At 43.2% G+C, this 11,977-nt stretch carries 10 protein-coding genes; 6 read left to right on the top strand and 4 right to left on the bottom strand.

Features of this window, described 5'->3' with window-relative positions:
• Positions 1 to 286 precede the first annotated feature (286 nt).
• Complete coding sequence (locus MMG82_RS20590) at positions 287 to 2,473, bottom strand: OsmC domain/YcaO domain-containing protein (protein ID WP_241407355.1); 2,187 nt, start codon at positions 2,471 to 2,473, stop codon at positions 287 to 289.
• A gap of 217 nt (positions 2,474 to 2,690) precedes the next feature.
• Positions 2,691 to 2,933, bottom strand: coding sequence for a hypothetical protein (locus MMG82_RS20585; RefSeq protein ID WP_047538762.1), 243 nt, complete (start codon positions 2,931 to 2,933; stop codon positions 2,691 to 2,693).
• Positions 2,934 to 3,266: 333 nt separating this feature from the next.
• Here MMG82_RS20585 and MMG82_RS20580 point away from each other — a divergent pair, with 333 nt between their 5' ends.
• Positions 3,267 to 4,931, top strand: coding sequence for a methyl-accepting chemotaxis protein (locus tag MMG82_RS20580; protein WP_241407354.1), 1,665 nt, complete (start codon positions 3,267 to 3,269; stop codon positions 4,929 to 4,931).
• Positions 4,932 to 5,141: 210 nt separating this feature from the next.
• Here MMG82_RS20580 and MMG82_RS20575 read toward each other — a convergent pair whose 3' ends face one another.
• Together MMG82_RS20575 and MMG82_RS20570 are read right to left on the bottom strand one after the other, a co-directional pair.
• The gene (locus tag MMG82_RS20575; RefSeq protein ID WP_037414360.1) at positions 5,142 to 5,531 is read right to left on the bottom strand and encodes a ribosome recycling factor family protein; all 390 of its coding nucleotides are present in this window, start codon (positions 5,529 to 5,531) and stop codon (positions 5,142 to 5,144) included.
• A gap of 209 nt (positions 5,532 to 5,740) precedes the next feature.
• A complete protein-coding gene (locus MMG82_RS20570; protein WP_037414358.1) occupies positions 5,741 to 6,634 on the bottom strand; it encodes a LysR family transcriptional regulator in 894 nt (297 codons plus the stop codon).
• A gap of 99 nt (positions 6,635 to 6,733) precedes the next feature.
• Here MMG82_RS20570 and MMG82_RS20565 point away from each other — a divergent pair, with 99 nt between their 5' ends.
• The 5 genes from MMG82_RS20565 to MMG82_RS20545 form a co-directional block, all read left to right on the top strand.
• The gene (locus MMG82_RS20565; RefSeq protein ID WP_037414356.1) at positions 6,734 to 7,354 is read left to right on the top strand and encodes a short chain dehydrogenase; all 621 of its coding nucleotides are present in this window, start codon (positions 6,734 to 6,736) and stop codon (positions 7,352 to 7,354) included.
• Between the two features lie 84 nt (positions 7,355 to 7,438).
• Positions 7,439 to 7,684: a DUF3297 family protein gene (locus tag MMG82_RS20560; RefSeq protein ID WP_037414354.1), complete on the top strand. Its 246-nt coding sequence runs from the start codon at positions 7,439 to 7,441 to the stop codon at positions 7,682 to 7,684.
• 367 nt (positions 7,685 to 8,051) lie between these two features.
• Positions 8,052 to 8,972 carry a nuclease-related domain-containing protein gene (locus MMG82_RS20555; protein WP_241407353.1) on the top strand — a complete coding sequence of 307 codons (921 nt, stop codon included), beginning with the start codon at positions 8,052 to 8,054 and terminating at the stop codon, positions 8,970 to 8,972.
• A gap of 88 nt (positions 8,973 to 9,060) precedes the next feature.
• Positions 9,061 to 9,990: a DUF1837 domain-containing protein gene (locus tag MMG82_RS20550; protein WP_241407352.1), complete on the top strand. Its 930-nt coding sequence runs from the start codon at positions 9,061 to 9,063 to the stop codon at positions 9,988 to 9,990.
• Between the two features lies 1 nt (position 9,991).
• On the top strand, positions 9,992 to 11,977 hold a 1,986-nt coding region (locus MMG82_RS20545; RefSeq protein WP_241407351.1), incomplete at its 3' end, for a DEAD/DEAH box helicase.

Below are 11,977 nucleotides of genomic sequence, written 5' to 3'. Positions count from 1 at the left end.
ATATTAGAGATCTAGAAGGAAAACCTTACAATTTTGGCAATGATATATTGCTAGATGTTAATAACAAATCATATTACTTTAAAAAAAATATTATTCCATATAAAAATATTGGCAATGGAAGTGTTTTTTATGGTGATTATTTTCTAAAAGTATACTGTATTTAATACAAGCTGCGTTTATTAAACACAGTACTGTACGATGGCCTATAACATCAAACTAGGAACTACGATTTAGGGGCTTGCATCAACACTGTTTAGGTTAGTTTGATGCAAGCCTCTGTTGAGTCTTACTTAACCGCGTTGGCCTTGCGGGCGGCGTGCAGTTTCTTATAGCTTTCAATTAAGCGTAGGTGTGGCTCGATACCTTCGAGTTGCATGCTGGTCTTAGTCAAGCCGCTGAAACGGACTTTACCAGTAACGCTGCCGACCACTTGTTCCATCACTTCCGCGCCAAACATGCGGGTAAAGTTATGGCTAAAGTCTTCGAGTTCAAGGTCTTCATCCAGTGTCACTTCCAGTACCGCGCTCATTGCTTGGAAGAACAGATTGCGCTTCACAGTATTGTCGTTAAATTGCAGGAACTCACCGACTAATTCGAGCGCCTCTTCATGCGCGCCGAGTGCTAGATAAATCAGGATCTTAAGTTCGATAATCGTTAACTTGCCCCAGACGGTATTTTCATCGAAGACGATACCAATCAGGGTACGAATATCGGTGTAGTTATCGAGCTGACTTTCCTCTAAACGATTGACTAGGTTAACCAATTGCTTAGTGCTTAGAGAATGCAGATTCAGAATATCTTCACGGTAATCCAGCGCTTTGTTGGTGTTATCCCAAATCAGGTCTTCAACTGGATAAACCTCAGAGTAATCAGGGACTAAAATACGGCAAGCCGATGCGCCTAACTGGGTAAATTCGGCAACATACACCTCTTTACCCAGCTCTTCTAAAATGCCGAATAAGCGGTCCGCTTCCTCTTCGTTGGTGCCGGAGAAATCCCATTCGCAGAACTCATAGTCATGCTTGCTGCTAAAGAAGCGCCAGGAGATCACCCCCGTTGAGTCGATAAAGTGCTCGACAAAGTTTTCAGGCTCGCTCACCGCCATGCTATTAAAGGTCGGTTTTGGCACATCGTTTAAGCCTTCAAAACTGCGACCTTGGAGTAATTCGGTCAGGCTGCGCTCCAATGCCACTTCAAAGCTTGGATGGGCGCCGAAGGAGGCGAATACCCCGCCGGTTTTCGGGTTCATCAGCGTCACGCACATGACTGGGAATTGGCCGCCTAATGAGGCGTCTTTCACCACCACAGGGAAGCCTTGTTCTTCTAAACCCTTAATGCCCGCAAGAATGCTTGGGTATTTTTCTAACACCGACATAGGCACGTCTGGCAGGACGATTTCCTGCTCGATAATTTGGCGTTTCACCGCGCGCTCGAAGATCTCAGAGAGACACTGCACTTCGGCTTCTTTCAGGTTATTACCCGCGCTCATGCCGTTGCTTAAGAACAGGTTTTCAATCAGGTTTGATGGGAAGTACACAGTCTCGCCATCGGATTTACGGGTATAAGGAATCGCACAAATACCGCGTTCACGATTGCCCGAGTTAGTGTCGATAAGATGCGAGCCACACAGCTCCTCATCGGGATTGTAAATCTCGAGGCAATAGTCATCTAACAGGCCTGCTGGCAGCGAATCGTCCTCTTCTAAAGCAAACCATTTTTCATTCGGGTAATGCACAAACTCGCTATTGGCGATCTCAACCCCAAAGAATTGATCGTTATAGAAGAAGTTATTGTTTAAACGCTCGATAAACTCGCCGAGGGCCGAGCACAGTGCGCTCTCTTTGGTTGCGCCTTTACCATTGGTAAAACACATGGGCGATGCGGCATCGCGGATATGCAGCGACCACACATTGGGCACAATGTTGCGCCATGAGGAGATCTCAATCTTCATCCCCAAATCGGCGAGCATCGCCGTCATATTGGCAATGGTCTGCTCCAGCGGTAAATCTTTGCCCAAAATATAGGTGCTACTTTCACCGGCGGGATGACCCATCAACATAGCATTGGCATCGGCATCGAGGTTTTCAACGGTTTCGATTCTAAATTCTGGGCCAGTCTGCACTACTTTCTTCACTGTGCAGCGGTCGATAGAGCGCAAAATACCTTCGCGGTCTTTATCCGAAATATCGTCGGGCAATTCGACATTGATCTGGAAAATCTGGTTATAGCGATCTTCTGGGTCGACAATATTGTTTTGCGATAGGCGGATATTGTCCGTCGGAATATCGCGGGATTTACAATATACCTTCACAAAATAGGCCGCACACAGCGCCGAAGAAGCTAAGAAGTAGTCGAAGGGGCTCGGCGCCGAGCCATCGCCCTTATAACGGATAGGCTGATCGGCCGTTACCGTAAAATCGTCGAACTTGGCTTCGAGTCTCAGGTTGTCGAGAAAATTAACTTTGATTTCCATTAGAATTTTTCCACTCAATATGCTCAAACGCGGTAATCGTATCCGTTACCGCACAGCATTGCCCTTGGGCGCTATCATCTGGGGGGAATTATCGGTGTTTTTCGACCATTAGTCTTGGGTTAATTATGTTAAAAAAACACCAGCGGGATTTTTATGCCGTAAGCAGCAAATAGAACTGTGGGATTTATTGCGGCATTGACTGTGGTTTGGCTAAGGGTTAATGCTCAGCGTCGCCTTGCTTATCCGCCTCGCGTTTCACCAGTAAAAAAGTCAGATACATCTTGGTCGGCAGGGATAACGCCATGCCAACGGCAACGCAAACGGCGCTGATAATAATCCCCTTAACACCCATGGCTTCGACGGTCACATTAAAGTTATGCAGATAAATGCCAAGCACAATCAGGCACAGCCCGATGCTAATACAGATTTTTAAGAGGGTGATCAGCCGTTGGTTGGTCACAGTCCTGCCCCTTTTAGTGTGCGCATTTGGTATGTGTCCATCTCGCCTTGTCCACCTCACCTTGATTAAGCTTGAGCTGCGACTCTTGCCCACTTAAGCGAACAAACGCCCTGTCGCATTTCATCGAGAATAACTAATATAATGAGCGCATTGGCTTATTGAGGCTTTGATTAAGATCAACGAAGTACTGCGAGCCGCCCTCATCCTTAAGTCAAATATCATTAAGGTTTTTTGTCGGTTACATTAGATTTTTGTTAACTTAAGCACTTAAGAAGAATGGGGATTAGTTATACTGCCCTGCAAATATAGAGGCTTATTTCGGAGTTGTTAAGCATGTCTAATCTCAGTTTACGTAACAAATTGCTCCTGTTAGCGCTGTTCCCGTTACTCTTAACCCTCGTCATACTGATGACAGTTTCCTACCATGTAGAACAAGAATCTCTTGCCGATGAGGTCACCGCATTTAGAGAAAAGCTGATTGGCGAGCGTAAAACCCAAATCAAAGAAGCCACCCAAATCGCCGCAGGCATAGTGCAATATCAGTTATCGTTAAAAGAACAGGGCAATGTCAATCAAGCCCTACGCGATATTCGCTTTGGTAGTTCGGGCTACTTCTTTATTTACGATTCCCAAGGTAAAAACCTGTTCCATGCGGTCATGCCCAATCTCGAAGGGCAAAATAAAATCGATATGACCGACCCCCGCGGCACCAAAATCATTGTCGGTTTACTCAATGCCGCGAAAAACGGTGACGGTAACTTCTCGTTTTATTTCCAAAAGCCAAATACCAACGAGCAAATCGAAAAACTCGGCTACTCCATGATGATCCCTGGTACTGATTGGATGCTCGGCACTGGGGTCTATGTTGATGATATCGATGCCGTGGTTGAGGATTACCGTGCAACCGCCTATGAACAAATGATGAGTAAATCCCTCGGGGTGTTATTAATTGCGCTGATACTGGCGGCAATTACTGCCGCAGTAATCCTTTTGACAGCTCATCGCATGGTGACGCCGATTAAGAATATGGCCGATAACTTAAACGATATCGCCAAAGGCGAAGGCGATTTAACTAAACGCCTTACAGTGACGGGTGAGGATGAAATCGCCCAATTAGGCCGCTCCTTCAACCTGTTTGTCGATAAACTGCAAACCATCATTGGTGATGTGGCAAACGCGACCGCCAAAGTCAAAAGCGCGGCCAACGCGATTCACGACCAAACCAAGGTGATGTCGAGCCAGCTTATCAGCCATAACAATGAAACGGATCAAGTGGTTACCGCCATTACTGAGATGTCTGCAACCGCGAGTGAAGTAGCGCAAAATACCACCCAAGTGGCCGAGGCTACCCATGCCGCCACGGGCGATGTGGCCAATGCCCAGCGTTGTGTCGATGCCTCGCTAGAGGAGATTTCGGCGCTAATGGCGCAAATCAATAATGCCGCCAGCAATATTCAATCCTTGAGTGAACAATCCAAAAAAATCAACAGCGTACTCTCGGTTATTGGCGGCATTGCCGAGCAAACCAACCTGTTGGCATTAAACGCCGCGATTGAAGCCGCCCGCGCGGGTGAACAGGGACGCGGCTTTGCCGTGGTCGCCGATGAGGTGCGTAGCCTAGCCAGTCGTACTCAATCAAGCACATTAGAAATCAACGAGATGCTATCCGAACTGCACAAGCTTGTGGCCCTGGCAGTCAAAACCATGGAAGAGAGTCAGCAGAGTTGTGTGCGTTCGGTAGACTCGTCCCGCGCTATCTCAGACAGCCTTGGCTCTGTGACCTCGGCAGTAACCGCCATCAATGATATGAGTACCCAAATCGCCACCGCGGCAACCGAGCAAAGCTCTGTGACCGAAGAGATCAACCGTAATGTGTTTGCTATTCAAGAGATTGTGAATGAGCTGCTGCACTCCAGCGAAGAGGCTGCGAGCGTGAGCCAAACAGTGTCACAGGAAGGGACAAATCTGGGTAAACTTGTGGGTCAATTTAAGATTTAACGCCTACAGCGTCATATGAGCGAACGGCGTAAGTCGATTCAGTGTTAATCGATTCAGTGTTAGTCGATTCGGCATAAATAGCTATCTTTAACCACCTAAGGCCTCAAGCAATTGAGGCCTTTTTCTTGGGTACTGCCTGCTAATAACCCCGCCTAAGCCCAGGATTCGGCATCAAAGCTCGGCATTAGAGTTCGACACCAAAGCTCGGTATTAGAGTTCGGCATCAAAGCGGGCAAGGCGCGCCTCGCTGATGCTGCATTGGGTCTGCTGCATAAGCTCACCTAAGGTAATGGCGGGATTTTGGTTGATCAGGCGAACCAGTTTTGCGCTGAGTGGTTCAAGCTTATCGGCGTGTTGTAATAAGGCGCTGTTGATCTTTTTGATCATAAAGGTAAATTCGGCAGTATCACTCTGGGCTGTTAACTCGGCGCAGCAGCTTTGAATGGCGATAGCCTGCCCTGTGATGCTCCAATTACGGGAGCGGCGCACCCGCTTTAGCTCGCAGCCGTGCTTAAGCGCCATTGCCTGCGCCCGCTTTGCCGCCTCGCGGCCGATGCGATGGATAAGTGATAGCAAGGGAATACTAATATCATCATGCATAGTGGTTAGATTCAGCCCTGCTTAGCGATAAAAATGATTGATATATAAGTGAATGATACATAATGAATTAGAGACATAAGTGCTTAAATACCGGAGTGGTTATCGGTATAACAACCACAGCTTGAAACGCTTCAACATCGGCTCGAGCGCCACTTTAGCCACGTTAAATCATCAGCGCAAAAAAATCAGCACGCCTAGATTTTAGCCCCTTATGATTTGCGGATAAATTGGGAGTTAGCCGCGCACCATGTCAGCAATAACTGCTGTAACTGCCGCAGCTTCTTGGAGTAATGGCTTTGCTTTGCATAGACCATATATAAATCATAAGGATATAAATACCATTCTGGCAGTAAGCGCAACAGTTTTTGCTGCGCGATATCCTGCTGCACTAAGTAATAGGGCAAACAGGCAATCCCTTGACCACTCAAGGCTAACAGATGATTAGTCGCATAATTTGAGCTAATCACCGCGGACTCAAACCCTAGGGTTACACTCTCGCCAGCGGCATGCTCGAGAGTCCACTGCGTTTCACCGCCCGAAAGTAGCGGATATTGGGGTAAATCCGCGGGGTTCACTAAGTCTGCCGCAGGTAAATACCCAGGCGCGGCCACTAACACATGGCTAATTCGCCCTAGGTATTTAGCGACTAAATTATCGCTATGTTTAAGTGTGGTTCTTAAGGCAAGGTCAAACTGACCAAATTCAACATCTTGAATATCTTGCTCAAAACAAAATTCAAACCGAACCTGAGGAAAATTCGCCATCAATGGGATCAATAGCGGCGCTAATAGGGCTTTACCCAACTCAGTAGGAGCGGTGAATCTTAAACGGCCACAATCATCCTCAGTTAAATCTTGTACTAAACGCTCGGCCTCACTGGCTAATCTGTCGATTTCGCAGGCTTTAGCATACAAGGTCTGCCCCGCTTCGGTCATCGAGACTCGGCGCGTGGTGCGATACAACAACTGGCAGCCCAGCTCATCTTCCAAGGCTTTAACATGGCGAGACACTAAGCCCTTAGAGGCTTCAAGCTGCTCCGACGCCGCACTAAAGCTCTGCATTTTAACAACCATCATAAAGGATTGAAGATGCGTTAGGTTCATTGATTGAATCCATTTATTAAACAATGTGGTGATTATATGGGCTTTTTCCGGTTATTTCGCCGAGCTAAGCTGTGTTTATATTCAATAATGGAGAAAATCATGAAAATACTCGTTGTAGGTGCAGCAGGCAATATCGGCCAAGCGGTGACGCGATTACTTAAAGCTGAAGGTCATCAAGTTATCCAAGTCGGGCGAACCCGTGGCGATCTGTTGATGGATATTCGCGATCCCAACTCACTCCAACAAGGCTTTAATCAGTTAGGTAAAGTCGACGCCATTATCGCAGCGATGGGAGACGTCGCCTTTAAACCCTTTGCCCAACTCGACCAAGCCGATTGGCAAAAAGGCATACAGAGCAAATTGTTAGGCCAAATCCAGTTAGTGCAAATGGGTAGTCAGTTTTTAAATGCGGGCGGCAGTTTTACCTTAACCAGTGGCATTATCGCCGATGTGCCCGTTAAAGATGGCGTTAGCGCTGCCACCATCAACGGCGCACTTGAACATTTTGTTGCCGCAGTCGCCAATGAGTTACCTCAGCAGCAGCGGATCAATATTGTCAGCCCAACCGTATTAACCGAGTCATATACCGCGTATCGAGATTACTTTGCGGGTTTTAGTACCATTGATGCCGATATCCTCGCTAAGACTTACTTAAGATCGGTTATGGGCAGGGAAAATGGCCGCACCTTAAAAGCCTTTTCCAATGCGGGTGCAGTATAAAACCAGACTCTTGATTGAGATCCTTGAGCAAGGCGGCGGGATTGCCTACAATAACGCACTTTTTGTTCACTACAGATAACGACCATGACTGACACAACAGCACAACCCGCATTACCCGATCGTCTTTCGGTTAACCCACGCAGCCGCCACCATGTAGCTGAAGTCTTCCAATACGATGTGGGTATCCGCGTGAACGGTAAAGAACGTTTCGATGTTGAAGAATACTGCATCAGCGAAGGCTGGGTTAAAGTTCCAAGCAAATCCTTAGACCGTCGTGGTCAACCTCTGCTGTTAACCATCAAAGGCACAGTAGAAGCATTTTACCGTTAAGCAGCCACGGCTAACGGAAAATAATAACGGCCAATTCAATTGGCCGTTTTTATTTACCCTGTATAACCCCAAAACGCCCACCAATACCTCTCCTCAAATATTCACAAGTTGTTATTTAAAATAAGTATTTGTGATAAAACGCATTGATTAAACCGCATAACGCGGGTTAAAGTGTGACCACTAAGGGAAATGCAGAGCCACACTCGAACACCCATATCGAGCACGCTATTTAGGGACGAAGCAGCCAATCAATTATCTGACTCCCCTCTTAACAGCCACCTCTGTCACCAAGGTATAAAGCACATTCGTTATATGTGCGTTATATGTGCGTTATGGAATAAAAAACCTTTTTACTTCAAGGATGTAAATGGCAGATTTCGGCAGCAACCTATTATCCGTTGTAATTATTCTATCCAGCGTGTTTGTCGGCGCAGGAGTGTTGCATGTGTTTCTTCGATACCGCGATGCAACGCTAACCCTGCCCGTTGACCGTGAGCAGCTAACCCGCATTCCCGCCTATGGCTTACAACAGCAAATCCAAGATCTGCAATTAGATTTAATGGGTTACATGATGATGGGAGCCATGATCTTTTGCTTCCCCTTTGCACTTAACAGCATTCAAGCTCATATCGCAGCAGGCAAATTCCCTTGGATGTTAAGTATTTCAGCGTTAATGGGCTTAAGCTATTGCAGCTTTAAAACGTGGAAAAACTTTTCCAAACTTACCAAATTACGCCTAGGACATACGGCAGAGATCGCCACCGCCAATGAACTAATCGGCCTACAAGCCTTGGGTTATCAAGTATTTCACGATGTGCAAGCCGACGGCTTTAATATCGACCACCTTGTGATCGGCAAAAATGGCGTATTCGCGATTGAAACCAAAGGCCGCCATAAGCGCAATAAAGACCTACGCCAAACCAATGGCAATGGCTCTGGCCCTAGTTCTGGTAAGAAAGGCTATGAAGTATTTTACAAAGACGGGCGCTTAAACTTCCCCTCGTGGACAGAAACCAAACCCATAGAACAAGCGCAGCGCCAAGCCCAATGGGTCAGCCAATGGTTAACCAAAGCCACAGGCTCCCCCGTCGCCGCCACCCCAGCCCTAGTATTCCCCGGCTGGTATGTCACAAGCCAATCAAAACCACCGTTCCCGATCCTCAACCACAAACAATTAGTCGGCACGATCCCAAAACTGAAAACCCAAGATCTTACCCAGCAACAGGTCGACACCATCATCTACCAAGTCGCCCAAAGATGCCTCAGTAAAAGCGAGGTGGGGAAATGATGTGAAAAGTTAATGAAGAGTCAATCTATAATTAATTGGATATTCAAGCTAGCGTAAAACTTTATATTTTTCACCTTAAGGGACGTCGATGAATTTTGAAGTATTAGTAGATGAACAGTTTATGGATATATGTTTAGATAAAAATTTAAATCCAATAAAAAATAAAAATGTACTCTCAATAATTAATGATTTCCAGGATGGAAAGTGGCGCTACAGTAAATTTAGAAAATTTATTTGGGACAATATTGCCGAGACTGCTTTATCATATGACGAAAGAAAAAGCTTGGTAAATGAATCATATAGCGCCTTAGTTGAATCTGCTAAGAGTCTACGCTTAACGGATACAGCTAGCACAATTGGTCAAGGTAGTGAGCTAGCCGAAATTATATTATATGGCATTATGAAGCACCACTATGGAGCCCTTCCTGCTGTCCCCAAAATTTTTTACAAACAGAATGCACAAGATAATGCTAAAGGTGCAGATAGCGTACACATTGTTTTAAAAAATGATGAAGATTTTACCATTTGGTTTGGTGAGGCAAAATTTTTCAATGACATTAGTAACGAACGATTAAATGAAATTGTAAAGTCAGTAGGAAACTCTCTTGCTACTGACAAATTGAAACGTGAAAATGCAATAATTACAAATATAAAAGATATTGATTCATTAATTGATAATGAATCATTAAAATCTAACATCAAAAATGCACTCAGCGCTAAAAATTCTATTGACTCAATCAAACCAAAATTACATATACCTATCTTACTTCTGCATGAGTGTGAATATACATCATCATGCACAACCATAAGTGAAAGCTACAAACAGAATGTTATCAAATTTCATCACCAGCGACCTACTGCATATTTCAAAAAACATTTAAAAGCATTAAAAGATATACATCTATATGAAAAAATAACATTTCACCTAATACTATTTCCTGTTCCAAACAAAACTCCAATTATCGATAGTTTTATAAAGGATGTAAAACACTACAAGGAAGCAGAAAAAGATGTATGACATGTTCGATACAATGCATAAAATTAACGACTTCATTAATGAAGGGAAAATAGATAATGCTCGAAATCTTGTGATAAAGGCATTAGCAGACATTGAAATTAACAACAAAAAATTCCCATCTATTTTAAATCACTTTATAAGATGTGTTGGACTTTACCCCTATTTAGATCTTGAAACTGCATCATGGCAAGAAAAATTCGTATATGAATCTTTCAAGGTCGATGTAGGAGGGACAAATGTAACGCTACATAAAGAACAATCTTCATTATTGAAAAAACTAATCGATGGAAAAGATATAGCTGTCAGCGCTCCCACAAGCTTTGGCAAAAGTTTTGTTGTTGACTCATTTATTGCCATTAACAAGCCAAAAAATGTAATGATAATTGTGCCTACAATTGCGCTTACAGACGAAACAAGAAGACGTATTCACAAGAAGTTCTCCCATGAATACAAAATAATAACAACTACGGATGCGGAACTCGGTGAAAAAAACATTTTTATCTTTCCTCAAGAAAGAGCTACTAACTATATAGACCTAATTAATAGCTTAGATATTTTAATAATTGATGAATTTTACAAAGCAAGCAACATACATGATAAAGAAAGATCCCCATCACTTTTAAGAGCAATTTTAAAACTAAGCAAAAAAACCAAGCAAAGGTATTTTTTAGCTCCAAATATAAAACACTTAAATGAAAGTATTTTCACTCAAGGTATGGAGTTTATTAGTTTAGATTTCAACACTGTGTTTTTAGATAAGAAAAATATTTATCTAGATATAGACAAAGATATTTATACAAAAAGCGACGCCCTTTTAGATATTTTTGATAAATATAAAGGCAATACTCTAATATATGCTGGAACCTATTCTGCCATTTCGGAATTAGCAACCTTAATTATAGCTGAGACACCTGTACAACAAAGTAATCTTCTTTCTGATTTTGCAAAGTGGCTTACAAAAAATTACAGCCGAAATTGGCAATTAACAAACTTAGTTAAAAGAGGATGCGGTATCCACAATGGTCAACTTCATCGTTCTTTAAGCCAAATTCAAATTAAGCTTTTCGAAGAAAACACTGGGCTTAGCAGAATAATTTCTACTTCATCAATTATTGAAGGTGTGAATACATCTGCCGAAAACGTAGTGTTATGGCGTAATAAAAATGGCCAACCAAAATTAAATGACTTTACCTACAGAAATATTATTGGCCGTGGCGGAAGAATGTTTAAACATTTTATAGGCAATGTTTTTTTATTAGAAAAACCTCCTGAAGAAGAAGAGAACCAGCTTACTATAAATTTTAGTGATGAACTTGCTGCACATGTGGACGAAAATGAATTTTCACAACAATTAAGTTCAGAGCAAATTGCTAAAATAATTGCATATAAAGAGGAAATGTCAGAACTACTTGGTGAAGAAAATTATAGTCGCATGCAGCACGATAATGCTTTTAATGACAGTGACTCATCAGTGATAATTAAAGTTACAAGAGCTTTACGTGAGTCACCAGAGAGCTTTAATGGATTAGCCTATCTTAATTCTGAGATACCAGAAAACTGGAAATACTCACTTTACAACATATTAAAGATCATACCTGGCTATATAGGAGCTGCATATAGTGATATTGTAGAGTTTATTTGCATAATTGCAAATAATTGGCACTTAGACTTCCCACAACTCCTAGAGCAACTAGCGATACATGATATTGGCATCGATAAGTTCTTTGACTTAGAAAGGAAAGCCAGCTATAAATTGCCTGCTTTATTGAATGAAGTAAATCGTATGCATTCTGAATTATACCCAGAAAGAAGAATTGATATTTCTTCATTTATAGCAAAAATATCTCATGCATTTCTACCTCCCAATGTTTTTATTTTAGAAGAGTACGGCTTACCTCGTATGGTATCAAAGAAAATACACGAATCTGGCTATATTGATTTAGAGAGTAATGAAAAATCAATTCATGAAATAATTGATATTTTTAAT

Origin of the sequence: Shewanella sp. MM_2022_3, from assembly GCF_022557375.1 — a bacterium.
Lineage (GTDB): Bacteria > Pseudomonadota > Gammaproteobacteria > Enterobacterales > Shewanellaceae > Shewanella > Shewanella xiamenensis.
This window is presented reverse-complemented; position numbering and strand designations above follow the sequence as displayed.

Excerpts from the sequence above, each read along its gene's own strand:
- MMG82_RS20565 (WP_037414356.1), top strand. The coding sequence starts at position 6,734 with ATGAAAATACTCGTTGTAGGTGCAGCAGGCAATATCGGCCAAGCGGTG.
- MMG82_RS20560 (WP_037414354.1), top strand. The coding sequence starts at position 7,439 with ATGACTGACACAACAGCACAACCCGCATTACCCGATCGTCTTTCGGTT.
- MMG82_RS20575 (WP_037414360.1), bottom strand. The coding sequence starts at position 5,531 with ATGCATGATGATATTAGTATTCCCTTGCTATCACTTATCCATCGCATC.
- MMG82_RS20580 (WP_241407354.1), top strand. The coding sequence starts at position 3,267 with ATGTCTAATCTCAGTTTACGTAACAAATTGCTCCTGTTAGCGCTGTTC.
- MMG82_RS20590 (WP_241407355.1), bottom strand. The coding sequence starts at position 2,473 with ATGGAAATCAAAGTTAATTTTCTCGACAACCTGAGACTCGAAGCCAAG.
- MMG82_RS20570 (WP_037414358.1), bottom strand. The coding sequence starts at position 6,634 with ATGAACCTAACGCATCTTCAATCCTTTATGATGGTTGTTAAAATGCAG.
- MMG82_RS20555 (WP_241407353.1), top strand. The coding sequence starts at position 8,052 with ATGGCAGATTTCGGCAGCAACCTATTATCCGTTGTAATTATTCTATCC.
- MMG82_RS20550 (WP_241407352.1), top strand. The coding sequence starts at position 9,061 with ATGAATTTTGAAGTATTAGTAGATGAACAGTTTATGGATATATGTTTA.